20 protein-coding genes are annotated in these 25,531 nt (G+C 61.9%); 11 read left to right on the top strand and 9 right to left on the bottom strand.

Annotated features, from left to right (window positions below):
- Positions 1-97: 97 nt before the first annotated feature.
- The 9 genes from AC3WJW_RS18485 to AC3WJW_RS18445 all read right to left on the bottom strand — a co-directional run bounded on the left by AC3WJW_RS18485 (position 98) and on the right by AC3WJW_RS18445 (position 12,061).
- The gene (locus tag AC3WJW_RS18485; RefSeq protein WP_493726910.1) at positions 98-1,960 is read right to left on the bottom strand and encodes an NAD(P)-binding protein; all 1,863 of its coding nucleotides are present in this window, start codon (positions 1,958-1,960) and stop codon (positions 98-100) included.
- A 62-nt stretch (positions 1,961-2,022) separates the two neighbouring features.
- Complete coding sequence (locus AC3WJW_RS18480) at positions 2,023-3,507, bottom strand: APC family permease (RefSeq protein WP_493726909.1); 1,485 nt, start codon at positions 3,505-3,507, stop codon at positions 2,023-2,025.
- Between the two features lie 252 nt (positions 3,508-3,759).
- A complete protein-coding gene (locus tag AC3WJW_RS18475; protein ID WP_493726908.1) occupies positions 3,760-5,184 on the bottom strand; it encodes a gamma-aminobutyraldehyde dehydrogenase in 1,425 nt (474 codons plus the stop codon).
- Positions 5,185-5,318: 134 nt separating this feature from the next.
- Entirely contained in the window at positions 5,319-6,128 is an 810-nt protein-coding gene (locus AC3WJW_RS18470) for an ABC transporter permease (RefSeq protein ID WP_102699051.1), read from the bottom strand.
- Entirely contained in the window at positions 6,118-7,065 is a 948-nt protein-coding gene (locus AC3WJW_RS18465) for an ABC transporter permease (RefSeq protein WP_015093713.1), read from the bottom strand. Before AC3WJW_RS18465 ends, AC3WJW_RS18470 begins: the two co-directional genes overlap by 11 nt.
- A 1-nt stretch (position 7,066) precedes the next feature.
- A complete protein-coding gene (locus AC3WJW_RS18460; RefSeq protein ID WP_218485964.1) occupies positions 7,067-8,104 on the bottom strand; it encodes an ABC transporter ATP-binding protein in 1,038 nt (345 codons plus the stop codon).
- 216 nt (positions 8,105-8,320) lie between these two features.
- Positions 8,321-9,472, bottom strand: a complete 1,152-nt coding sequence (ydcS, locus tag AC3WJW_RS18455) for a putative ABC transporter substrate-binding protein YdcS (RefSeq protein WP_102699049.1) — start codon at positions 9,470-9,472, stop codon at positions 8,321-8,323.
- Positions 9,473-9,556: 84 nt separating this feature from the next.
- Positions 9,557-11,044 carry a gamma-aminobutyraldehyde dehydrogenase gene (locus tag AC3WJW_RS18450; protein ID WP_493726907.1) on the bottom strand — a complete coding sequence of 496 codons (1,488 nt, stop codon included), beginning with the start codon at positions 11,042-11,044 and terminating at the stop codon, positions 9,557-9,559.
- Between the two features lie 102 nt (positions 11,045-11,146).
- Positions 11,147-12,061 (bottom strand): LysR family transcriptional regulator, encoded by a 915-nt coding sequence (locus AC3WJW_RS18445; RefSeq protein ID WP_007975056.1) that lies wholly within the window; start codon positions 12,059-12,061, stop codon positions 11,147-11,149.
- Positions 12,062-12,244: 183 nt separating this feature from the next.
- Here AC3WJW_RS18445 and AC3WJW_RS18440 point away from each other — a divergent pair, with 183 nt between their 5' ends.
- The 11 genes from AC3WJW_RS18440 to AC3WJW_RS18390 all read left to right on the top strand — a co-directional run bounded on the left by AC3WJW_RS18440 (position 12,245) and on the right by AC3WJW_RS18390 (position 25,418).
- Complete coding sequence (locus tag AC3WJW_RS18440) at positions 12,245-12,937, top strand: tellurite resistance TerB family protein (RefSeq protein ID WP_493726906.1); 693 nt, start codon at positions 12,245-12,247, stop codon at positions 12,935-12,937.
- A 294-nt stretch (positions 12,938-13,231) separates the two neighbouring features.
- Positions 13,232-14,854 (top strand): methyl-accepting chemotaxis protein, encoded by a 1,623-nt coding sequence (locus tag AC3WJW_RS18435; RefSeq protein ID WP_493726905.1) that lies wholly within the window; start codon positions 13,232-13,234, stop codon positions 14,852-14,854.
- Entirely contained in the window at positions 14,854-15,390 is a 537-nt protein-coding gene (locus tag AC3WJW_RS18430) for a chemotaxis protein CheW (RefSeq protein WP_493726904.1), read from the top strand. Before AC3WJW_RS18435 ends, AC3WJW_RS18430 begins: the two co-directional genes overlap by 1 nt.
- Positions 15,387-16,658, top strand: a complete 1,272-nt coding sequence (locus AC3WJW_RS18425; protein WP_493726903.1) for a CheR family methyltransferase — start codon at positions 15,387-15,389, stop codon at positions 16,656-16,658. The genes AC3WJW_RS18430 and AC3WJW_RS18425 overlap by 4 nt, the downstream gene beginning before the upstream one ends.
- Positions 16,655-17,335 (top strand): chemotaxis protein CheW, encoded by a 681-nt coding sequence (locus AC3WJW_RS18420; protein WP_493726902.1) that lies wholly within the window; start codon positions 16,655-16,657, stop codon positions 17,333-17,335. The genes AC3WJW_RS18425 and AC3WJW_RS18420 overlap by 4 nt, the downstream gene beginning before the upstream one ends.
- The gene (locus tag AC3WJW_RS18415) at positions 17,332-19,626 is read left to right on the top strand and encodes a hybrid sensor histidine kinase/response regulator (protein ID WP_493726901.1); all 2,295 of its coding nucleotides are present in this window, start codon (positions 17,332-17,334) and stop codon (positions 19,624-19,626) included. The genes AC3WJW_RS18420 and AC3WJW_RS18415 overlap by 4 nt, the downstream gene beginning before the upstream one ends.
- Entirely contained in the window at positions 19,623-20,633 is a 1,011-nt protein-coding gene (locus AC3WJW_RS18410) for a chemotaxis response regulator protein-glutamate methylesterase (RefSeq protein ID WP_493726900.1), read from the top strand. Before AC3WJW_RS18415 ends, AC3WJW_RS18410 begins: the two co-directional genes overlap by 4 nt.
- Before the next feature lie 48 nt (positions 20,634-20,681).
- On the top strand, positions 20,682-21,683 hold the full coding sequence (locus AC3WJW_RS18405) for a diguanylate cyclase domain-containing protein (RefSeq protein ID WP_493726899.1): 1,002 nt from the start codon (positions 20,682-20,684) through the stop codon (positions 21,681-21,683).
- A 214-nt stretch (positions 21,684-21,897) separates the two neighbouring features.
- Positions 21,898-22,993 (top strand): peptide chain release factor 2 gene (gene prfB / locus AC3WJW_RS18400; RefSeq protein ID WP_095965010.1). Its coding sequence is split into 2 segments (ribosomal slippage): positions 21,898-21,969 and positions 21,971-22,993, totalling 1,095 coding nucleotides; the frame shifts between segments, so codons are not numbered across the junction.
- A gap of 106 nt (positions 22,994-23,099) precedes the next feature.
- Positions 23,100-24,602: a lysine--tRNA ligase gene (lysS, locus tag AC3WJW_RS18395; RefSeq protein ID WP_007992008.1), complete on the top strand. Its 1,503-nt coding sequence runs from the start codon at positions 23,100-23,102 to the stop codon at positions 24,600-24,602.
- 111 nt (positions 24,603-24,713) lie between these two features.
- On the top strand, positions 24,714-25,418 hold the full coding sequence (locus AC3WJW_RS18390) for a TetR/AcrR family transcriptional regulator (RefSeq protein ID WP_081500975.1): 705 nt from the start codon (positions 24,714-24,716) through the stop codon (positions 25,416-25,418).
- Positions 25,419-25,531: the final 113 nt, after the last annotated feature.

Here is a 25,531-nt window from a genome sequence, read left to right as displayed (position 1 = left end):
CAACCGCAGGCGTGCATGGGCTGTACGAAACTCTAGTGCGGCGAACACGAACGAGAGGGAAGGATGTGTTGCCAGATGCTAATCCAACGACGTGGGGTTAACCCACTTCCCCCACCGCCCGATACGCCTCATCAATCGCCGCATGAGCATAAGCACTCCACGCCGCGTCCGAGTTGGCGATGCTTACCCGTCCAACCGGCTGACGGGCCAGGTTCATCAGTTTTTCGCTTTCGTCGGCATCGTCGTACAGGCTGTTGGAGAAGTACGCGTAGCCGTGTGACCAGCGGTTGACGGTGATGGCGAGGATGTCGGTTTCGTGGTTGAAGCCGCCAGGGCCGAGCATGCGTTGCAGTTGGTCGCGCAGTTGCGCTTCCAGTTGTTCGAACGATTGGCCGTACAGGCGGCCACGGCCGGCGCGGGCCTGGTCGCGGGCGTTCATGCCGCTGTTGGGGCTGGTGGGCACGTAGACCATGTGCAGGCCGATGGGCTGCGTCGGGTCTTTCGGGTGGTCGTAGCCACCCATGCTTACCGGGTAGTCGAGTTTGATCCGGCTGTAGGGTTGGGTCGCCGCATAGATTTCGTGCACGCCGAGTTTCTGGAACGACTGCCAGTTGCGGATCACGACCTTGGTGTACACCAGCGGGAACTTCACGTTCTGGCTCAGGGCGTGGGATTGCTCCGGCGGCAGGTCGCGCAGCAGGTACGGGATGATCATGTTGTAGCAGGCCATGATGCAGTGCTTGCCGCGCACCTGGCTGAGCTGGCCGCCGCGGCTGTAGCCGACGTTCACGCCGCTGCCGACGTTGCGCACGCTCACTGCTGTGCTGTTGAGGCGGATGCGCACCGGGGCTTTGGCCTGATCGAGTTTGGCATAGTCGAACGGAGCGAGGACGATATCGTCCATGGTGTGCCCCGGTGCCACGGCCGGGATCAGGCTGCGCACCAGCAAGCGTGCCAGCGAGGCATTGCCGTCGGGGAAGTGGTAGATGTAGGGCTCTTCCATTTCCGCCCGGGCTTCTTCGCTGATCGGCTCCAGGTTCATCGCGCTGAAGCCTGGGAAACCGACTGAGTAAGCGTCGGACGCGGCAACCGCATCGATGCTCAGGGCCATGAAGTCGTTGGTGCGGCTTTGGAAATACTTCACCGCTTGAGCCGACAAGCCTACGTCCTTGAGCAGGAAATCCTGGTAGCTGATGGCTTCCAGGTGCGCGGTTTTTTCCTCGGTGGTTTTGCCGGGCAGGTAATCCTTGGGCGTCATGTGCAAGGCGATCAGCGCCTGGCGGTCGGCTTGCGGCAGCGGGAAATCGTTGATGAAGTCCGGGATGGAGCGGGCGTGCAACTGGTCCGGGGCAATGTCGTCGGCCACCATCGGTGTCGGGTCGCCGGTCACCAGTTTGTCTTCGCCGAAGTTTTCCTTGTCGAAGAACACCCCGCGCGACAGGCCCAGGCCCGGGTAGAACTGGCGGTCGAACGCGGTCTCGAAGCGTTTGATGTTCACCCCGAGTTTCTTCAGCAGGCCGTTCACTTCCTGGCTGTACAGATGATTCGGCGACTGGAAGGCTTCACTGCCGCCGTAGCCGATGATCATGCGACCACCGGCGGAGAATTCGTTGCGCTTGGCGTGACCGCCGAAGTCGTCGTGGTTTTCCAGAATCAGGATGCGCGCTTTCGGATGTTTCTCACGGTAGAACCACGCAGCGGACAGTCCGCTGAGGCCGCCTCCTACCACCACCAGGTCATATTCCTCGGTGATCGGCAGCTTGTCGGTGTCGAAGACCTTTTTCTCCCAGCCCATCTGGTGGGCCATTTCGAACGAGCCGACGTGGTTACCCCGTAGGCCGGTCAGTGCTGGAGGGTAGTAGCGCCCGTCAGGGGCAGCCTGGAGAAGTTGCAGAGGGGTCATGCCGGCAGCGATGGTGACAGCGACGCCGTTGAGAAAGTCGCGGCGGGTGATATCCATATTCAATCCTTGTTGGTTTTTCAGATCGCCCCGGCGCCACAATGGCACCGGGGCGAATGCCGTTACCGGCTGACTTTCCAGGCATCGCCCGCCGGGGCGGTGCCGTGGTCATACGGTTTGGCGATCCACATGTAGAGCAGGCCCAGGCCAATCACGATGGCCGTGCTCAGTACCATGGCGTAGTTGATGTACCACGCGGCATCCGGTGTCCGTGGCCAGGCCATGTTGATAATGGCCCCGACACCATAGACCAGTGCGCCGATGTTCACCGCCCAGCCCCAGGCGTCGAGGGTGAATTTGCCGCTCGGTTTCCAGCCCTTCATGCGGGCGTACAGGGCCGCGAGCACGATCATCTGGAACGCCAGGTAGATGCCGATGGCCGCGAAGCTGACGATGGTGGCTACCGCATCCTGCAGGAAGAAGCCGAGGATGATGATAAGCGCCGGCAGGACACCGGAGACGAACAACGCGGCAACCGGAACCTGCGTCGTAGGGGAAATCTTCTTCAGCAGTCGGCTGCCGATGACCATTTCGTCACGGGCGTAGGAATACAGCAGGCGACTGGCCGCCGCTTGCAGGCTGATGACGCAGGAGATGAAGGAAATCATCACCACGCCCATCACCACTTTCGAACCCACCGGCCCGAACGCGTTGTTGAGGATGGTGGTGACCGGGTCCTTGTCGGTGCCATTGATCACCGCTTGCATGTCCGGCACGGCGAGGATCAGCGCCAGGCAGGCGAACATCGCCGCGATGCCGCCGATGTAGATGGTCATGCGCATCGCCACCGGGATCTGCTTGCTCGGGTTCGGGGTTTCTTCGGCCACATCGCCGCAGGCCTCGAAGCCGTAGTACAGGAACATACCCGCCAGCGAAGCGGTAAGGAACGCCGGCAGGTACGAGCCATCGACGCTGATATCGAAGGTGTTGAACAACACGCTGATCGATTGATGACGCTCGAAGATCAGCAGGTAAACGCCCACGATGACTGCGCCGACCAGTTCACACAGGAAGCCGAACATGGCGATGCGCGCCAGCACTTTGGTGCCGCTGAGGTTGACCAGGGTGGCGAAGAGCGTCAGGAGCAGGGCGATGATGATGTTGGTGTTGTTGCTCGGTTCAAAGCCCATCATGGCGGCCAGGTACGGACCGGCACCCACGGCAACCGCCGCGATGGTCACGCACAGGGCGATGGAGTAGATCCAGCCGACCATCCACGCCCAGCGCTTGCCCACCAGACGACGGGCCCATGGGTACACGCCGCCGGAAATCGGGAACTGCGAAACCACTTCGCCGAAGATCAGGCACACCAACAGCTGGCCGCAACCGACCAGCAAATAGGCCCAGAACATCGGTGGCCCGCCCGCGGCCAGGCACAGGCCGAACAGGGTATAAACCCCGACGACCGGGGACAGGTAGGTGAAGCCCAGGGCGAAGTTTTCCCACAGGCTCATGCTGCGATTGAAGTTGGAGGTGTAACCCAGTTTACGAAGCTGCTCGGCATCGCTGTCGGCAACGGCTGCAGAGAGATCGGGTGATGCACTCATGTGTGATTGCTCCGGAAAATCGGCAGATTTCGGATGTCCGAAACCGTGGCGGGGCCTTGAGGGCACCGCCAGGATCGGTGGTTATTGTTTTTTTGGGTTGCGGTGAATCCTTGATGTAATCGCCGACGTCATCCTTGTGTCTGCGGAAAAGATCGCAGCCTGCGGCAGCTCCTACAGGGATCGCATGCACCGCACATTCCGCGCCCTGCACAACCCCTGTAGGAGCTGCCGAAGGCTGCGATCTTTTCGCCGTTAATGCTTGAACATCACATGCCGCACAACGGTGTAATCCTCCAACCCATACATCGACATGTCCTTGCCATACCCGGACAACTTCTGCCCGCCGTGGGGCATTTCGCTGACCAGCATGAAGTGCGTATTCACCCAGGTGCAGCCGTACTGCAAGCGCGCCGACATCCGATGGGCGCGGCCGACATCGGCGGTCCACACGGAGGAGGCCAGGCCGTAGTCCGAATCGTTGGCCCAGCCCAGCACCTGCGCTTCATCGCTGAATTTGGTCACCGACACCACCGGCCCGAACACTTCGCGACGCACGATTTCATCGTCCTGCTGGGCATCGGCCAGCACCGTCGGTTCGAAGAAGAAGCCATTGCCGTCCACCGCTTTACCGCCGGTGATCAGGCGAATGTGCGGCTGGGCGATGGCGCGTTCGACGAAGCCGGCCACGCGGTCGCGGTGTTGGGCGGTGATCAGCGGGCCGAGTTCGGTCGACGGATCGTCCTGCAAGCCGTACTTGATGCTGCTGACCGCCGCCCCGAGTTTCTCGACGAACTTGTCGTAGATGCCTTCCTGCGCGTAGATGCGGCAGGCGGCAGTGCAGTCTTGCCCCGCGTTGTAGAAACCGAAGGTGCGGATGCCTTCGACGGCAGCGTCAATGTCGGCGTCGTCGAAGATGATCACCGGGGCCTTGCCGCCCAGTTCCATGTGCATGCGTTTGACGCTGTCGGCGGTGCTGGAAATGATGTTCGAGCCGGTGGCGATCGAACCGGTCAGCGACACCATGCGCACTTTCGGGTGGGTGACCAATGGGCTGCCGACGCTAGGACCACGGCCGAACACCAGGTTGAGCACGCCGGCCGGGAAGATGTCCGACGCCAGTTCGGCCAGGCGCAGGGCGGTCAGCGGGGTCTGTTCCGACGGCTTGAGCACCACGGTGTTGCCGGCGGCCAGGGCCGGGGCGATTTTCCAGGCGACCATCATCAGCGGGTAGTTCCACGGCGCGATGGAGGCGATCACGCCCACCGGGTCGCGGCGGATCATCGAAGTGTGGCCCGGCAGGTATTCGCCACCGGCCGAACCGCTCATGCAACGGCTGGCGCCGGCGAAGAAGCGGAACACGTCGGCAATCGCCGGGATCTCGTCGTTCAGCGCGGCGCTGTAAGGCTTGCCGCAGTTGTCCGATTCCAGTTTGGCCAGCTCTTCGCCGTGGGCCTCGATGGCATCGGCGAGTTTGAGCAGCAGCAGCGAACGCTCTTTCGGCGGGGTCTGCGACCAGCTGGCGAAGGCGGCGTCGGCGGCACGTACGGCGGCATCGACCTGGGCTTCGCTGGCTTCGTTGATTTCCACCAGTACACGACCCAGCGCGGGGTTGAACACCGGTTGGGCGGGGCCTTCGCCGTCTTGCAGTTGGCCGTTGATCAGTAACTTGGTTTGCATCTTCACGTCCTCGCTATGCCCCCTGTAGGAGCTGCCGCAGGCTGCGATCCTTTGATCTTGTTTTTGAAAAGAAAAGTCAAAAGATCGCAGCCTGCGGCAGCTCCTACAGGGGATTGTTGTTGTCGGTTATTGATTTACTTCCCGCCACTGCCCGCAACGCTTTCGCCGCCACGGGTCAGGTAATAGGCGCCGAGGATCGGCAGCATGGTCACGATCATCACCAGCATCGCCACGACGTTGGTCACCGGCACGTCCCGTGGACGGCTGAGCTGGTTGAGCAGCCACAGCGGCAGGGTGCGTTCATGGCCGGCGGTGAAGGTGGTGACGATGATCTCGTCGAACGACAGGGCAAACGCCAGCATGCCGCCAGCCAGCAACGCCGAGCCGAGGTTCGGCAGGATGATGTAGCGGAAGGTCTGCCAGCCGTCGGCGCCGAGGTCCATCGAGGCCTCGATCAAGCTGTGGGAGGTACGGCGCAAGCGGGCGATGACGTTGTTGTAGACGATCACCACGCAGAAGGTCGCGTGACCGACGATGATGGTGAACATCCCCGGCTCGATGCCCAGTGTCTTGAAGGTCGCCAGCAACGCGATCCCGGTGATGATCCCCGGCAGGGCAATCGGCAGGATCAGCATCAGCGAGATGCCTTGCTTGCCGAAGAAGTCCCGACGGTACAACGCAGCGGACGCCAGCGTGCCAAGGACCATGGCGATCAATGTGGCAATCGAGGCGATCTGCAACGACAGCTTGATGGCTTCGAGCACGTCCGGCCGGGAGAACGCCACGCCGATCCACTTCAGGGTGAAGCCCTTGGGCGGAAAGCTGAACGCCGCGTCTTCGGTGTTGAAGGCGTACAGGAAGATGATCAGGATCGGGAAGTGCAGGAACACCAACCCGCCCCAGGCGGCAATGCGCAGGCCTAATGAGGCTTTTTCAGAGTGCATCGAAGGCCCCCAGACGTTTGACGATGGACAGGTAGATGGCGATCAGTACGATCGGCACCAGGGTGAACGCGGCAGCCATTGGCATGTTGCCGATCGCGCCTTGCTGGGCGTAGACCATGCTGCCGACGAAGTAGCCGGGCGGGCCGACCAGTTGCGGCACGATGAAGTCGCCCAGGGTCAGCGAGAAGGTGAAGATCGAACCGGCGGCAATGCCCGGGATCGACAGCGGCAGAATCACTTGCATGAAGGTCTGGCGCGGCTTGGCCCCGAGGTCGGCGGAGGCTTGCAGCAGCGAGGGCGGCAGGCGTTCCAGCGAAGCCTGGATCGGCAGGATCATGAACGGCAGCCAGATGTAGACGAACACCATGAAGCGCCCCAGGTGCGAGGTCGACAAGGTGCTGCCGCCAACGCCCGGAATGCCCAGCACGAACTGCAGGACCGGTTCCAGCCCCAGGTGCTGCACGAACCACTGCGCCACGCCGCCCTTGGCCAGCAGCAAGGTCCAGGCGTAGGCCTTGACGATGTAACTGGCCCACATCGGCATCATCACCGCGATGTAGAAAAACGCTTTGGTCTTGCCCGTGGTGTAGCGCGCCATGTAGTAGGCAATCGGGAACGCGACGATGGCGCTGGCAATCGACACGGCAATCGCCATGCCCAGGGTGCGCAGGATGATGTCGAAGTTCGACGGCTGGAACAGCGCGGTGAAGTTCGCCAGGGTCAGGTCGGGGGTGACCGCCATGGTGAAGTCATCGAAGGTGTAGAAACCTTGCCACAGCAGAACCAGCAACGAGCCCAGGTAGATAGCGCCGAACCACAGCAGCGGCGGTACCAGCAGCAGCGACAGGTAAAAATTCGGCCGGCGATACAGCAGGTTGGAAAACCTGCGCAGCAGCGAGCCGCTGGCCGGAGATTGAGGGATAGCTACGGTGTTCATCTCACACCCCGCCTGCAACGGTGTCGTGCAACGGGATCATGGCTTCGCGTGCCCAACGTGCGCTGATGCGCTGACCGGTCTGGTGTTGTGCGCTGGTGTCCAGCCACTGGTTGTTGGCCTTGCTGATGTTCAGGGTCTGGCCGTTTTCCAGTTTCAGTTCATAGCGGGTGGCGCTGCCTTGGTACTGGATATCGTGGAGCAAGCCGGTGACTTCGATTTCGTGGCTGGCCAGCGGGCCTTCGGCGAAACGCACGTGTTCCGGGCGAATCGAGAACGGCTGCGGATTGCCACTGATTTGCTTCGCCAGGTCACCGCGGATCACGTTGGAGGTGCCGACGAATTCGGCGACGAAGGTGGTGGCCGGTTTCATGTACAGGTTGCGCGGGCTGTCGACTTGTTCGATGCGGCCCTTGTTGAATACCGCCACGCGGTCGGACATCGACAGCGCTTCGGTCTGGTCATGGGTGACGAAAATGAAGGTGATGCCGAGCTGGCGTTGCAGTTTTTTCAGCTCGCTCTGCATTTGCTCGCGCAGCTTCAGGTCGAGTGCGCCGAGTGGCTCGTCGAGCAACAGTACCCGAGGACGGTTGACCAGGGCGCGGGCCAGGGCCACACGCTGGCGCTGACCGCCGGAGAGCTGCACCGGCTTGCGGTCGCCATAGCCGCCGAGGGCGACCATGTCGAGCGCTTCTTCGGCGCGTTTCAGGCGTTCGGCCTTACCCACGCCTTTGACTTTCAAACCGTAGGCGACGTTGTCGCGAACGTTCATGTGCGGGAACAGCGCGTAATCCTGGAACACGGTATTCACGTCACGCTGGTACGGCGGCAGGCCGGCGGCCTCTTCGCCATGAATACGGATGGAACCTGCGCTGGGTTGTTCAAAACCGGCGATCAGGCGCAAACAGGTGGTCTTGCCCGAGCCGGAAGGCCCCAGCATGGAGAAGAACTCGCCGTCCTGGATGTCGATGGAAACCCGGTCTACGGCTTTCACTTCGCCGAATTGACGGGAAACGTTGGTGAACTGGACTGCAAGCGTCATGGTGCGGTGCTCCAAAAAGGCGAAGGCCGTCGCAGCGGCCCTGCCTGGACTTCTGAAAAAACAAAAACTTTTATCTGTCGGCCGAGCGCGGTAGCGGCAACGACGGTGATCTACTGTGGGAGCGAGCTTGCTCGCGATGGCGGAGTGTCAGTCAGTAACAATATTGACTGGAGTGCCCTCATCGCGAGCAAGCTCGCTCCCACAGGTGAAGGTGGGTTATCTACCGCCCATGATCGCGATGTAGTCCTGGGTCCAGCGGCTGTACGGCACGAACTTGCCGCCTTCAGCCTGCGGGGTTTTCCAGAAGGCGATCTTGTCGAACTGGTCGAAACCGTTGGTCTTGCAGCCTTCGGCGCCGAGCAGTTCGCTCTCCTTGCACGCCGCAGGGACTGCTGGCAACGAGCCGAACCACGCCGCTACGTCGCCCTGGACTTTCGGTTGCAGCGACCAGTCCATCCACTTGTAAGCGCAGTTCGGGTGCTTGGCCTCGGTGTGCATCATGGTGGTGTCGGCCCAACCGGTGGCGCCTTCTTTCGGGATGGTCGAGGCGATTGGCTGTTTCTCGTTCATCAGGCCGTTGACCTGATACGGCCAGGCGCCGGAGGCGACCACGCCTTCGTTCTTGAAGTCACTCATTTGTACGGTGGTGTCGTGCCAGTAGCGGTGGATCAACGGCTGCTGGGCGCGCAGCAGGTCGAGCACGGCCTTGTACTGGGCTTCGGTCAGTTCGTACGGGCTCTGGATGCCCAGTTCCGGTTTGGCGGTCTTGAGGTACAGCGCCGCGTCGGCGATGTAGATCGGGCCGTCATAGGCTTGCACGCGACCCTTGTTCGGCTTGCCGTCCGGCAGGTTTTCGGCATTGAACAGCACGCCCCAGGTGGTCGGCGCGGTCTTGAACACGTTGGTGTTGTACATCAGCACGTTCGGGCCCCACTGATACGGGGTGCCGTAGGTCTGCTTGTTGACCACGTACCAGGGGGCATCCTTGAGGCGCGGGTCGAGGTTTTTCCAGTTCGGGATCAACGCGGTGTTGATCGGCTGCACACGTTTGCCGACGATCAGGCGCAGGGAGGCGTCGCCCGACGCCGTCACCAGATCGTAACCACCCTTGGCCATCAGGCTGACCATTTCGTCGGAAGTGGCCGCGGTCTTGACGTTGACCTTGCAGCCGGTTTCCTTCTCGAAACCGGTCACCCAGTCGTAGGCCTTGTCGCTCTCGCCACGTTCGATGTAGCCAGGCCAGGCCACAATATCCAGTTGGCCCTCGCCAGCCCCGACAGCTTTGAGCGGCTCGGCGGCCTGGATGCTGGCACTGGCCAGCAGCGCGGTGGTGATTGCACTGAGCAGTGCGGTCTTGTGCACGAACATGGGAATTCCCTCTTCTTTAATTATGGTCGGGGCAGTGTGTTGAACGTGGTGAAGCATGCCGTTGGTGGCTTGTTATTAGCGTAGTCAGAGATGCTCGCCATGGCGGGCCATGATGTGCCGCACCACGCTGTAGTCCTGAAGCGAATCGCTGGACAGGTCCTTGCCGTAGCCCGAGCGCTTCAGGCCGCCATGGGGCATTTCGCTGACCAGCATGAAATGGCTGTTGATCCAGGTGCAGCCGTACTGCAGGCGCGCCGCGACCTGCATGGCCTTGTCGAGGTTCTGGGTCCAGACCGACGACGCCAGGCCGTATTCCGAATCGTTGGCCCAGTCCACCGCTTGTTCCAGTTCATCGAAACGGGTCACGGTGACCACCGGTCCGAACACTTCGCGCTGGACGATCTCATCGCTTTGCTTGCAGCCGGCCAGCAGGGTCGGCTGGTAATAGAAGCCGGCGCCGGAATGCACGGCCGCGCCGGTCACCCGCTCGATGTGCGGCTGGCCGAGGGCGCGTTCGACAAAGCTGGCCACGCGGTCGCGCTGGCGGGTGCTGATCAGCGGGCCGATTTCGTTGTCGGCGTCGCGTTTGCCGGCGAAGCGCAGGCTGCTCACGGCCGCGCCGAGCTCGGCCACCAGGCGGTCGTGAATCCCGGCCTGGGCATAAATGCGGCAAGCGGCGGTGCAATCCTGGCCGGCGTTGTAGTAGCCATAAGTGCGCACGCCTTCGACCACGGCCTGAATGTCGGCATCGTTGCAGACGATCACCGGAGCCTTGCCGCCGAGTTCGAGGTGGGTACGCTTGAGGGTTTTCGATGCGGCCTGGAGGATTTTTTGCCCGGTGACGATATCGCCGGTCAGCGACACCATGCGCACTTTAGGGTGGCTCACCAGGTGGCTGCCGACGCCTTCGCCACCCCCGCAAACGATGTTGATCACACCCCGTGGCAGGATCTCGGCCAGTGCGGGTGCCAGGGCCAGGATCGACAACGGCGTGTGTTCCGATGGCTTGAACACCAGGGTGTTGCCGGCGGCGAGGGCCGGGGCGATTTTCCACGCGGCCATCATGATCGGGTAGTTCCACGGCGCAATCGACGCCACCACCCCGATAGGATCGCGGCGCACCATGCTGGTGTAGCCCGGCAGGTATTCGCCGCTGAGCTGGCCGGTCTGGCAACGTACGGCACCGGCGAAGAAGCGGAACACGTCGACCGTGGCACTCAGGTCATCCTGACGGGCCAGGTGCAACGGCTTGCCGCAGTTCATGGACTCGAGGCGGGCCAGCAGGTCGGCGCTTTTCTCGATGGCGTTGGCGATGTCCAGCAACAGGTTCGAACGTTGCTGTGGCGTGGTCCGTGACCAGCCGGCAAAGGCGCGGTGGGCAGCGAGGATCGCGGCTTCGACTTGCTCGGTGCTGGCTTCGGCGATTTGCGTGATGATTTCGCCGGTGGCCGGGTTGAGAATCGGCTCGACACAGCCTTGACCGGCGACTAATTCACCATCGATCAACAATGCGGTGAACAACGGGGTCTGCGCGCCGGCCATTTTTCGGGTTCTCTTTTCTTGTGTGGCCATGGTGTTCCCAGTGGTTGGGACCCGGCCGTCTTATATAGATGTAACAAGACTAGTTCGCGGGCCCGAGGACAACAAATACTAAATACTGAAGGTGGCGTTCGATTAAATAGATGGCTTGCGCCCGCCATGGGGTTGTTCGCGGGCGACCGTCAGGAACGGGTCCACCAGCGCCGGCCGGGCCGTGCCGCGACGCCAGGCGAGGCCGACATCGAGGGTCTGGCTGAGGTCGGCAATCGGCCGCGCTTCGATGATGTCGCCCTCCAGCGACCACGGGCGATAGGTCATGTCGGGCTGGATCGACACGCCCAATCCGGCGGCCACCAGGCTTCGCACTGCTTCGGTCGAGGCCGTGCGCAGGGTGATACGCGGTTGCAGCGAGGCGGCGGACCACATGCGTTGGGCGTTGCGGTCCATTTCGTCGACGTTCAGTTGAATCAATGGCTCGCGGGCCACATCGGCGAGGTTGATGCTGTCGTGTTCCAGCAGCGGGTGCTGGGCCGGCAGCCATAGCCGGTGCGGCGAGTGGGTCAGCACTTCGGTCTGCAAGGCGTGACGGTCTTCGAGGTTGGAGAGGATCAGCACGCCGACATCGATTTCGCCGCTGACCAGCAAATGCTCGATGTACGGGCGCTCGTCTTCCATCACGCGGATTTCCACGTTGGGGTAGGCGCGCTGGAAGCGGGTGAGCAAATCCGCCAGGTAATAACCGGCCACCAGGCTGGTCACGCCGACTATCAATTGCCCGGCGACCTGGTCGGTGCTCTGTTGCAGGCTGCGCTTGGCGTTATCCACGGTGGCCAGGATCAAGTGCGCCTGGCGCAGGAATTGATGGCCCTGGTGGGTCAGGGTCATGCCCTTGGCGTGGCGGCTGAACAGGCTGACGCCGATTTCCTCCTCCAGTTGCTGGATGGCCAGGGTCAGGGTCGACTGGGAAATGAACGCGGTTTGCGCGGCGGCGGAGATCGAACCGGTCTCGGCCACAGCGATGAAATGGCGGATCTGACGCAAGGTCATCATGGGGGAAGCACCCGGTGGGCTGTTTTTATCGATTTGTTGGAGTGTATATCTTTTTTTTCGATGGTCAGTGCCAGGTGCCCTGGCGATGCAACATCTGGAAGCACTCTCGCGCACGGGGCGTCGGCACTTTCGATCTAGGCTGGTGCCCTTGATTTCAGGTTAAACGTCCTGTGGAGGCAGCAAATGAACACCCGTGGATTGCTCGATCAACTACTCAAGTCCGGCCAGGACCTGCTTCAGAACAAGGCCGGTGGCTCACAGCAAAAGGGCGCGAGCGGTGGCACCGGTGCCCTCGGCAGTTTGCTATCCGGCGCGAGCGGCGGGGCATTGGCGGCAGGTGCGATGGGCTTGCTGCTCGGCAGCAAGAAGGCCCGCAAGGTGGGCGGCAAGGTTGCGGTCTATGGCGGCCTCGCCGCGTTGGGCGTGCTGGCCTACAAGGCCTACGGCAACTGGCAGGCCCAGCAGGGCACTGCGCCAGAAACCGAACCGCAAACCCTCGACCGCTTGCCTGCCGCGCAAGTCGAGCAGCACAGCCAGGCGATTCTCAAGGCGCTGGTGGCCGCGGCCAAGGCTGACGGGCATGTCGACGAACGTGAGCGCGCACTGATCGAGGGCGAGTTCATCAAGCTCGACAATGACCAGGAGCTGCAACACTGGCTGCACGCCGAACTCAACAAGCCGCTGGACCCCGCCGACGTCGCCCGTGCCGCGCGCACGCCGGAGACCGCCGCCGAGATGTACATCGCGAGTGTGATGATGGTCGACGAGGAGAACTTCATGGAGAAGTCCTACCTGGATGAACTGGCGCGGCAACTCAAGCTGGAACCGGGGTTGAAGGCTGAACTGGAGAAGCAGGTGCGCCAGGCTTCCCTGTAAACCTTCAGTCCGTCATCGCGAGCAGGCTCGCTCCCACATTGACCGTGAATAACTTGTGGGAGCGAGCCTGCTCGCGAAGGCGTTTTCAGCCACGCCACATCCCCAATGGCCGATCCATCGCCCGATTCTACCCAATCACCCCTAACACCCATTCCCACAATTAGCGGACAGTCCCATCCAGAGCCCATCCCGCCTTTTTTCAACGGGATGAGAAGTGGCGTGCATCCGTCTTATAAATGAAACACCGCCCTCGGCTATACTCCCCGCATTTCGAATCAGGCCCGAGGATTGACTGTGAAGAACTGGACGTTGCGCCAACGCATTTTGGCGAGCTTTGCGGTAATTATCGCCATCATGCTGCTGATGGTGGTCGTCTCGTATTCGCGGCTTCTGAAGATCGAAAGCAGCGAAGCCAGCGTTCGTGAGGATGCGCTACCGGGCCTGTATTTCAGTTCGATGGTGCGCAGCGCCTGGGTCGACAGCTACCTGCGGACCCAGGAAATTCTTGGCTTCAAGGAGGGGGCGGGGTTCAGCGCCGAGCAGGCGGAGAACTTCAAGACCTTCGAGACGCGCCTGCAAGAGCATATGAAGAGCTATCGCGGCACCATCGCCACCGATGAGGACAAGGTCGAGTACGCCGCCTTCGAAAAACTTCATGACGACTACAATCAGGTCCTGGCGACCGTGCTCGACTTGCACAAGCGCAATCAGAGCGCCGAAGCCATTCGCCTGTTCAACGAGCAATTGACCCCGGCGTGGACCGCGGGGCGCATGAAGCTCAACGACATCATCCGCGAAAACAAAGCGGTGGCCGACAATGACATCGCAGCCATCGACGACGCGGTGCTGACGGCAAAAATCATCATGGGCATTTCCCTTCTGGTGGCCGTCCTGGCTGCCGGCCTGTGCGGCTTGCTATTGATGCGCGCCATCATGGCGCCGATGAACCGCATCGTGAACATCCTCGAAATCATGCGCACCGGTGATCTCAGCAGCCGCCTGAATCTGGAGCGCAAGGACGAATTCGGTGCGGTAGAGACCGGTTTCAACGACATGATGACCGAGCTCACCTCGCTGGTGTCACAGGCACAGCGCTCATCGGTGCAGGTGACCACGTCGGTCACCGAGATCGCCGCCACCTCCAAACAGCAACAGGCGACTGCCACGGAAACCGCCGCCACCACCACGGAAATCGGCGCGACCTCCCGTGAAATCGCCGCCACCTCCCGGGATCTGGTGCGCACCATGACCGAGGTTTCCACCGCCGCCGATCAGGCTTCCGTGGCCGCCGGCTCCGGGCAACAGGGCCTGGCGCGCATGGAGGAAACCATGCACTCGGTGATGGGCGCGGCCGATCTGGTCAATGCCAAGCTGGCGATCCTCAACGAGAAAGCCGGCAACATCAATCAGGTGGTGGTGACCATCGTCAAGGTGGCTGACCAGACCAACCTGCTGTCGCTCAACGCCGCCATCGAGGCCGAAAAGGCCGGTGAGTACGGGCGCGGTTTTGCCGTGGTCGCCACCGAGGTACGGCGCCTGGCGGACCAGACGGCGGTGGCCACCTACGACATCGAGCAAATGGTGCGCGAGATCCAGTCAGCGGTATCGGCCGGGGTCATGGGCATGGACAAGTTCTCCGAAGAAGTGCGTCGCGGCATGTCCGAGGTGCAGCAGGTCGGCGAGCAATTGTCGCAGATCATCCATCAGGTCCAGGCGCTGGCACCGCGGGTGCTGATGGTCAACGAAGGGATGCAGGCCCAGGCTACCGGTGCCGAGCAGATCAACCATGCGCTGGTGCAGTTGGGTGATGCCAGCAGCCAGACGGTCGAGTCTCTGCGCCAGGCCAGTTTCGCCATCGATGAACTGAGCCAGGTAGCCGTCGGGCTGCGCAGCGGCGTTTCGCGATTCAAAGTCTGATGAGCGAAATCACGGCCAAGCGCTCTGCCGTGAAGCAGGCGCTGCATGCATTGTTTCTGGTGTTTCGCATCGGCAGCGAGCGCTATGCCTTGAAGGCTGTCGAAGTGGCTGAAGTGCTGCCGCGCCTGCCCTTGAAGCCTATTGCCCATGCCCCCGCCTGGGTCGCCGGGGTGTTCGCCTATCGGGGCGCCGTGGTGCCAGTGATCGACTTGAGTGCACTGACGTTTGGCGCGCCGGCACAGGCCCGTACCAGCACCCGGCTGGTGCTGGTCAACTACTGCCCGGATGAAACCGGCGAGACACAACTGCTCGGGCTGATTCTGGAACAGGCGACCGACACCTTGCGCTGCGATCCGGCGGATTTTCAGCCCTACGGCCTGGACAATCGCCAGGCGCCTTACCTGGGGCCGGTGCGCAAGGACGAGCAAGGCTTGCTGCAGTGGGTACGGGTCAGTGATCTGCTGAGCGATCAGGTGCGGGCCTTGTTGTTTCCTTCGCCGCCAATGGATCCGGCGCTGCTGGAGGTGCGGCCATGAGCAGCGACCAGCGTTTTTTCGACTTCCTCAAGGAGCGTATCGGACTCGACGTGACCTCGGTGGGGCCGGCCATCATCGAGCGGGCGGTGCGCCAGCGCAGCGTGGCTGCGCAAGCAGCCTCGGCCGATGAGTATTGGCGCACCTTGCAGGGCTCACGGGACGAGCAACAGGCATTGATCGAAGCGGTGATCGTTCCGGAAACCTGGTTCTTCCGGTATCCGGAATCCTTCGCCACCCTGGCGAAACTGGCGAGCAAGCGTCTGGCAGCAATCAACAACCTGCGCGCGCTGCGGATTCTCAGCCTGCCGTGTTCCACCGGTGAAGAACCGTACTCAATCGCCATGGCGTTGCTCGATGCCGGGCTCAAGCCGCACCAGTTCAAGGTCGACGGCATGGACGTCAGCCCGTTGTCGGTGGATAAAGCCAGGCGAGCCTTGTACGGCAAGAATTCCTTTCGCGGCGACGACATTGCATATCGCGATCGCCATTTCATGGCCGAAGGCGACGGCTATCGCCTGGACCCGCGTGTGCAGGAACAGGTGCGCTTGCAGGTCGGCAATCTGCTGGACCCGGCCTTGCTGGCCGGTGAACCACCATTCGATTTCGTGTTTTGTCGCAACCTGCTGATCTATTTCGACCAGCCGACCCAGAAGCAAGTCTTTGAAGTGCTCAAGCGCCTGACCCACGATGATGGCGTGCTGTTTATCGGCCCGGCCGAAGGCAGTCTGCTGGGGCGTTTGGGGATGCGCTCGATCGGTATCGCGCAGTCCTTCGCCTTCAGTCGACAAGGGACTGCGGAGCCTGAACCTCTGCCGGCATTCGTTCCAACCCCCTTGCCTGTGCCGCAACCGCTGCGCAATCGACCCGCTGCGCCAGTGCGCAGTCGTCCGTTCGCCGCAGTCGTGCCTCTGGCGCCTGTGCCGAAAACCTCTGGCACCGATACGGCCGTGCTGCTGGCGAACATCGCCGGGCTGGCCAACGAAGGTAAAAGCGCCGAGGCAAAGGCTGCGTGTGAAAGCTATTTGCGCAGTCATGAACCGGTAGCCCAGGTGTTCTATTGGCTGGGCCTGCTCAGTGATGTCGCGGGAAACGTCCTGGAAGCCCAGGGCTTTTATCGCAAGGCGTTGTACCTTGAGCCGCAACATCCCGAAGCGTTGATGCACCTGGCCGCCTTGCTGCAGGCCCAGGGTGATGCGGCGGGGGCCAGACGATTGCAGGAACGTGCCGCCCGCAGCGCACGCGCCGCCGACAGTGAGCGTAAACGATGATCGCCTCCGACACCTTCAGCGTCACCCGGGATGCCCAGGCCATCGACGATTGCTGGAACCGCATCGGTATCCACGGCGACAAGTCCTGCCCGTTGCTGGCCGAGCATATTCATTGCCGCAATTGTGCGGTGTATTCGGCAGCCGCGACGCGTCTGCTTGATCGTTATGCCTTGCAGCAGGAAGAGCGCGGGCCAGTGTCCGTCGCGCTCGAGAGCGAGGTGAAAACCCGCTCGTTGTTGATGTTCCGTCTGGGGGAAGAGTGGTTGGGCCTGGCCACGCGCAGCCTGGTGGAAGTGTCACCGTTGCAGGCGATTCACTCTTTGCCGCACCAGCGCTCCCGGGCCTTGCTCGGCGTGGCGAATGTGCGCGGCGCGCTGGTCGCCTGCCTGTCGCTGGTGGAGCTGCTCGGGCTCGACGGCACCAACAATGTGGCACCGGGTGCGCGGGTCATGCCGCGCATGCTGATCATCGCGGCCCACGGCGGGCCGGTGGTGGTGCCGGTGGACGAAGTCGACGGGATTCACGCCATCGATGAGCATATCCTCGATAGCGCATCGCGCTCGGGGGCCCAGGCCAGCGCCAGATACACCCGTGGCGTGTTGCAATTCAAAGGTCGCAGCCTGCGTTGGCTGGATGAAGAACAGCTGTTGTCCGCCGTGACCCGGAGCCTCACATGACCCCCGAGCAAATGCGCGACGCCTCTTTGCTGGAGCTGTTCAGCCTGGAGGCCGAAGCCCAGACCCAGGTCTTGAGTGCCGGCCTGCTGGCGCTTGAGCGCGATCCGACCCTGGCCGATCAGCTTGAATCGTGCATGCGTGCAGCGCACTCGCTCAAGGGGGCGGCGCGGATCGTGGGCGTCGATGCCGGGGTCAGCGTCGCCCACGTCATGGAAGATTGCCTGGTCAGTGCCCAGGAAGGGCGCCTGTTGCTGCGTCCCGAACACATCGATGCGTTGCTGCAAGGCACCGATTTGCTGATGCGCATCGCCACGCCGGACAACAACCCGGAGGCCGCGGACATCGAGGCCTACGTAACCTTGATGGCACGCTTGCTGGATCCGACAGCGCCGCTGGTTGCGCCTGCCGAACCGGTTATGGCCGAACCGATTATGTCCGAGCTTATGCTCGAAGCACCCGCGCCCGAGGTCGAGCCGCCGGCGCCTGTCGTCGAGCCGCCTCCGGCGCCAGCCCTGCGCAAGACCAAACGCACCACCGAAAACGGCGAACGAGTGTTGCGCGTCACCGCCGAGCGCCTGAATAGCCTGCTCGATCTGTCGAGCAAATCCCTGGTGGAAACCCAGCGCCTCAAACCGCACCTGGCAACCATGCAGCGACTCAAGCGCATGCAGAGCAGCAGCCTGCGAGCGCTGGAGAATCTCAACGTTCACCTCAAGGATCACGCCTTGAGCCTGGAAGCCCAGGAAGCCCTTGAGGATGCGCGGCGCTTGCTGGCGCAATCCCAGCAATTGCTCATGGAAAAGAACGCCGAACTCGATGAGTTCGCCTGGCATGCCAGCCAGCGGGCACAGGTGTTGTACGACACGGCGCTGGCCTGTCGCATGCGGCCGTTTGCCGATGTGCTGACCGGGCAGGTGCGCATGGTCCGTGATCTGGGGCGCGACCTGGGCAAACAGGTGCGACTGGAAATTGAAGGCGAGAAGACCCAGGTCGATCGCGATGTGCTGGAAAAGCTCGAGGCGCCACTGACTCACCTGTTGCGCAACGCGGTCGATCACGGCATCGAGCTTCCGGAACAACGCCTGCTGGCCGGCAAGCCGGCGGAAGGTTTGATTCGCCTGCGCGCGTCTCATCAGGCCGGTTTGCTGGTGCTTGAATTGAGCGATGACGGTAACGGCGTGGACCTGGAAAAAGTCCGTCGCAGCATCGTTGAACGAAATCTGTCCCCCGCGGAAACCGCTGCGCAGTTGAGCGAAGAAGAACTGCTGACGTTCCTGTTCCTGCCCGGTTTCAGCCTGCGCGACAGGGTCACCGAGGTGTCCGGTCGTGGCGTCGGCCTGGATGCGGTGCAGCACATGGTCCGGCAGTTGCGCGGTGCGGTGGTGCTGGAGCAGACGGCGGGCGAGGGCAGTCGTTTCCATCTTGAAGTGCCGTTGACCCTGTCGGTGGTGCGTAGCCTGGTGGTGGAAGTCGGCGATGAAGCCTATGCCTTTCCGCTGGCGCACATTGAGCGCATGTGTGATCTGGAGCCGGCGGATATCGTGCAGGTCGAAGGTCGCCAGCATTTCTGGTACGAAGGCCGGCATGTCGGGCTGGTGGCGGCCAGCCAGTTGCTGCATCGCCCGGCCAGCCAGAACAGCGGGCAAACCCTGAAGGTCGTGGTGATTCGCGAGCGCGATGCGATCTACGGCGTGGCCGTGGAGCGGTTTATCGGGGAGCGGACATTGGTGGTGCTGCCACTGGATGAGCGTCTGGGCAAGGTGCAGGACATTTCCGCCGGGGCCCTGCTCGACGACGGCTCGGTGGTGCTGATCGTCGATGTCGAAGACATGCTGCGGTCTGTGGAAAAGCTGCTCAACACCGGGCGCCTGGAACGCATCGCCCGCCACAGCAATCAGGTGGTCGAGGCGGCCCGCAAGCGAATTCTGGTGGTGGACGATTCCCTGACCGTGCGAGAGTTGCAGCGCAAGCTGTTGCTCAATCGCGGATACGATGTGGCGGTTGCGGTAGACGGCATGGACGGCTGGAACGCGTTGCGTTCGGAGGATTTCGATCTGCTGATCACCGACATTGATATGCCGCGCATGGACGGCATCGAACTGGTTACGTTGCTGCGTCGGGACAATCGCCTGCAATCGCTGCCGGTGATGGTGGTGTCCTACAAGGATCGTGAGGAGGACCGGCGCCGTGGACTGGATGCCGGGGCCGACTATTATCTAGCCAAGGCCAGTTTTCATGACGACGCCTTGCTTGATGCAGTGGTTGAGCTCATTGGAGGAGCGCGTGCATGAGGATTGCAATCGTCAACGACATGCCCATGGCGGTGGAGGCCCTGCGCCGCGCCCTGGCATTCGAGCCGACACACGAGGTGGTCTGGGTCGCCGGCAATGGCGCCGAAGCGGTGCGCCTGTGCGCGCAGGACACGCCGGACCTGATCCTGATGGACCTGATCATGCCGGTGATGGATGGCGTCGAGGCCACGCGGCGGATCATGGCCGAGACCCCGTGCGCCATTGTCATCGTCACCGTGGATCGCCAGCAGAACGTGCACCGGGTGTTCGAGGCCATGGGCCACGGTGCGCTGGACGTGGTCGACACCCCGACCGTCGGCGCCGGCAATGCCCAGGAAGCGGCTGCGCCGTTGTTGCGCAAGATCATGAACATCGGCTGGCTGATCGGCGACAAGGGCAATCGCCCGCGCCCGGCGCCGTCACCGTTGCGCAGTTCGGGTTCACGCCAGAGCCTGATCGCCATCGGCTCATCCGCCGGTGGGCCGGCGGCGCTGGAAGTCTTGCTCAAGGGCCTGCCGCGTGATTTCTCTCCGGCCATCGTGCTGGTGCAGCACGTTGACCAGGTGTTTGCCGCCGGCATGGCTGAATGGCTCGGCAGTGCCAGCGGCCTCAACGTGCGCCTGGCCGAGGAAGGCGAGCCGCCGCAAAGCGGCACGGTATTGCTGGCCGGCACCAATCACCATATTCGCTTGCTGAAAAACGGCACGCTGGCCTACACCGCCGAACCGGTCAACGAAATCTACCGGCCCTCCATCGATGTGTTTTTCGAGAGCGTGGCCAGTTACTGGAGCGGTGACGCCGTGGGGGTTTTACTCACCGGCATGGGGCGTGATGGCGCCCAGGGGCTTAAACTCATGCGCCAACAGGGCTACCTGACCATCGCACAAGACCAGGGCAGCAGTGCGGTGTACGGCATGCCGAAGGCGGCCGCAGCCATCGACGCTGCCGTGGAGATTCGCCCGCTGGACAAGATAGCGCCACGATTGCTGGAGATTTTCGCCAAATGAGCTCCTTTTTCCTCATTCCTGGCTCAGGTAGTACTCAGGTGACCGCACATGAATGAATTACAGCTCGACGACTTCAAGACCGACGAAAACGCCGCCATGGTGTTGCTGGTGGACGATCAGGCCATGATCGGCGAAGCCGTGCGCCGGGGCCTGGCGAACGAAGAGAACATCGATTTCCACTTTTGCGCCGATCCACACCAGGCCATCGCCCACGCGGTGCGCATCAAGCCGACGGTCATCCTGCAGGATCTGGTCATGCCCGGCCTTGACGGCCTGAGCCTGGTGCGCGAATACCGCAATCACCCGGCGACCAAGGACATTCCGATCATCGTCCTGTCGACCAAGGAAGATCCGCTGATCAAGAGCGCGGCCTTCGCGGCCGGGGCCAACGATTACCTGGTCAAGCTGCCGGACACCATCGAACTGGTCGCGCGCATCCGCTATCACTCGCGGTCCTACATGACCCTGCTGCAACGGGACGCGGCGTACCGCGCGTTGCGGGTCAGCCAGCAGCAACTGCTCGACACCAACCTGGTACTGCAACGCCTGATGAACTCCGATGGCCTGACCGGGTTGTCGAACCGTCGGCACTTCGACGAGTACATGGAACTGGAGTGGCGCCGTTCGCTGCGTGAGCAGAGCCAGTTGTCGTTGCTGATGATCGATGTCGACTACTTCAAGGCCTACAACGACAGCTTCGGCCACCTGGAAGGCGATGAAGCCCTGCGTAAGGTCGCCACGGCGATCCGCGACGCCAGTGCCCGTCCTTCGGACCTGCCGGCCCGCTACGGAGGCGAAGAGTTTGCCCTGGTGCTGCCCAACACCTCCCAGGGCGGCGCGCGGCTGGTTGCCGAGAAGCTGCGCCAGACCGTGGCAGCCCTGAAGATCCCGCATAACTCGCCAGCTGAAGGGGCGAGCCTGACCATCAGCATCGGCCTGTCGACCATCACCCCGAAAGCGGGCAGCAACTGCCGCGACCTGATCCTGGCGGCGGACAAGGGGCTGTATTCAGCGAAGAACAACGGGCGCAACCAGGTGGGGATCGGGTAAGCACCACGCCCCTGTAGGAGCTGCCGAAGGCTGTGATCTTTTGATTTTGTTTTTTACAGGCAAGATCAAAAGATCGCAGCCTGCGGCAGCTCCTACAAGTTTTCGTCGCAAGCCCCAACCATTCGCCCCTAAAGCCGCCAGGCGGGCTGCCGTGACAGCTTGATTGCGTTATACTCGCCGGCTTTCAAAAGTTCGCCAACGAGTGCTGCCCGTCATGGAAATCAACCCGATCCTGAACACCATCAAGGACCTGTCCGAGCGCTCCGAAACTATTCGGGGGTATCTTTGACTACGATCAAAAGCATGAGCGTCTGACCGAAGTCAATCGCGAGCTTGAAGATCCGAGTGTCTGGAACAAACCTGAATACGCCCAGGAGTTGGGCCGCGAGCGCGCTGCGCTAGCGCAAATCGTCGATACCCTGGACGAACTGAACACCGGTCTGGCCGATTGCCGCGACCTGCTGGACATGGCTGTCGAAGAAAACGACGAAGGCGCAGTGGACGATGTCGTCGCCGAGCTGGCCCGACTCGAGGAAAGTCTGGCCAAGCTGGAATTCCGTCGCATGTTCAGCCATGAAATGGACCCGAACAACGCCTACCTGGACATCCAGGCCGGTTCCGGCGGCACCGAAGCCCAGGACTGGGCCAATATTCTGCTGCGCATGTACCTGCGCTGGGCCGACAAACGCGGTTTCGACGCGACCATCATGGAACTGTCCGCCGGTGAAGTCGCCGGGATCAAGGGCGCGACCGTGCATATCAAGGGCGAATACGCCTTTGGCTGGTTGCGCACCGAGATCGGCGTGCACCGTCTGGTGCGCAAGAGCCCGTTCGACTCCGGCAACCGTCGCCACACCTCGTTCTCCGCGGTGTTCGTCTCGCCAGAGATCGACGACAAGGTCGAAATCGAAATCAACCCGGCAGACTTGCGGATCGACACCTATCGTTCCTCGGGTGCCGGTGGTCAGCACGTAAACACCACCGACTCGGCCGTACGTATCACCCACGTACCGACCAACACCGTGGTCAGCTGCCAGAACGAACGTTCCCAGCACGCCAACAAGGACACCGCCATGAAAATGCTGCGGGCCAAGTTGTACGAGCAGGAAATGCAGAAACGCAACGCGGCGTCCCAGGCGCTGGAAGACACCAAGTCCGATATCGGCTGGGGTCATCAGATCCGTTCGTACGTGCTCGATGCCTCGCGGATCAAGGATCTGCGCACCAACATCGAACGCAGCGACTGTGACAAGGTGCTCGATGGCGACATCGACGAATACCTGGAAGCGAGCCTGAAGTCCGGGCTGTAAGCAATGCTGTACAGGATCCCCGCGATCCCTTGTAGGAGCCGGCTTGCCGGCGATCCCCAGGCCGCAGGCCTGGGGGCAACGAACCCGTGATGGAATATTTAAAGACATGAGCGACCTAGAACTCGACCCGCAAGCCCTGCAACAGGAAGAAAACTCCCTGATCGCCCTGCGCAAGGAAAAGCTTGCTGCCGAGCGCGCCAAGGGCAATGCCTTCCCCAACGACTTCCGCCGCGAAAACTACTGCGATGCACTGCAGAAACAGTACGCGGACAAGACCAAGGAAGAGCTGGCAGAGGCTGCGATCCCGGTCAAGGTTGCCGGTCGTATCATGCTCAACCGTGGCTCGTTCATGGTGATCCAGGACATGACCGGTCGTATCCAGGTCTATGTCAACCGCAAGACCCTGTCCGAAGAAACCCTGGCCGCGGTGAAAACCTGGGACATGGGCGACATCATTGCTGCCGAAGGCACCCTGGCCCGTTCCGGCAAGGGCGACCTGTACGTTGAAATGACCAACGTGCGCCTGCTGACCAAATCCCTGCGCCCGCTGCCGGACAAGCACCACGGCCTGACCGACACCGAACAGCGCTACCGCCAGCGTTACGTTGACCTGATCGTCAACGAAGACGTGCGCCAGACCTTCCGCGTGCGTTCGCAAGTCATCGCCCACATCCGCAGCTTCCTGATGAAGCGTGACTTCCTGGAAGTGGAAACGCCGATGCTGCAGACCATTCCGGGCGGCGCGGCAGCCAAGCCGTTCGAAACCCACCACAACGCGCTGGACATGGAAATGTTCTTGCGCATTGCGCCGGAGCTGTACCTCAAGCGGCTTGTTGTCGGCGGGTTCGAGAAGGTGTTCGAGATCAACCGCAACTTCCGTAACGAAGGCGTTTCGACTCGTCACAACCCTGAATTCACCATGTTGGAGTTCTACCAGGCCTACGCCGACTACGAAGACAACATGGACCTGACCGAAGAGCTGTTCCGTGAACTGGCGCAGCTGGTTCTGGGCAGCACCGACGTGCCGTACGGCGACAAGGTGTTCCACTTCGGCGAGCCGTTCGTGCGCCTGTCGGTGTTCGACTCGATCCTCAAGTACAACCCCGAGCTGACCGCTGACGACCTGAACGACATCGACAAGGCTCGCGCCATTGCCAAGAAAGCCGGCGCCAAGGTGCTGGGCTTCGAAGGCCTGGGCAAACTGCAGGTGATGATTTTCGAAGAGCTGGTCGAGCACAAGCTGGAACAGCCGCACTTCATTACCCAGTATCCGTTCGAAGTGTCGCCGCTGGCCCGTCGTAACGACGAGAACCCGAATGTCACCGACCGTTTCGAGCTGTTCATCGGTGGTCGTGAAATCGCCAACGCCTACTCCGAGCTGAACGACGCGGAAGACCAGGCCGAGCGTTTCATGGCCCAGGTGGCCGACAAGGACGCCGGCGACGACGAAGCCATGCACTACGACGCCGACTTCGTGCGTGCGCTGGAGTACGGCATGCCGCCAACGGCGGGTGAAGGCATCGGTATCGACCGTCTGGTGATGCTGCTGACCAACTCCCCGTCGATCCGCGACGTGATCCTGTTCCCGCACATGCGGCCGCAAGCGTAAGTGCTTCAATTAAAAAACCGCCTTTTCAGGCGGTTTTTTATTGCCTGTCTGGTACAAACGTATCAACTTGTTAGTTTCATCTGAGAGGAAATACCTGTCGTGATTCGTGCAATGGCTCAAGAAGGTGCAGCGGGTATCGCCACTGCGGTCGCTGAAAGTGTTCAGTACCAGGGCCGCAAGGCCAGCCGACAGGGCAGTGAGCAGCGTCGACAGGACATTCTCGACGCCGCGATGCGCATTGTCGTGCGCGATGGCGTGCGTGCGGTCCGGCACCGTGCGGTGGCCGCCGAGGCGCAGGTGCCGTTGTCGGCGACCACTTACTATTTCAAGGATATCGATGATCTGCTCACCGATACCTTCGCCCAATACGTGGAACGCAGTGCCGCGTACATGGGCAAGCTGTGGGTGAACAACGAGGGCCTGCTGCGTGACATGATCGCCAGTGGCGATGGCAGCCCGCAGGCGCGTTCGAAACTGGCGGACGATATTGCACGGCTGATGACCGATTACGTTCACCGGCAACTGATCAATCGCCGCGAACACCTGATGGCCGAGCAGGCGTTCCGCCAGGAGGCGTTGCTTAACCCGCGCCTGGCCGAACTGGTGCGTTCGCATCAGCAAATCCTGTTGCAGGGCTCTTGCCAGTTGTTCCAGGTGCTGGGCTCGCGCGAGCCGCATCAGGATGCCAAGGTGTTGACGGCAATTATCGGCCGGATGGAATATCAGGGCCTGCTCAACGTAGACGAGCCTGCCGCCGAAGAGGAAATGCTCGGCATCCTGACGCGCTACATGCACCTGGTGCTGGCATCGGAGTAGTCCCGGCTGGTGCTTTCCCCTGTGGGAGCGAGCTTGCTCGCGATAGCGGTTTACCATTCAACATTAATGTTGTCTGACACACCGTCATCGCGAGCAAGCTCGCTCCCACAGGG

This window comes from Pseudomonas sp. GW821-FHT07G06 (assembly GCF_058986625.1).
This window is presented reverse-complemented; position numbering and strand designations above follow the sequence as displayed.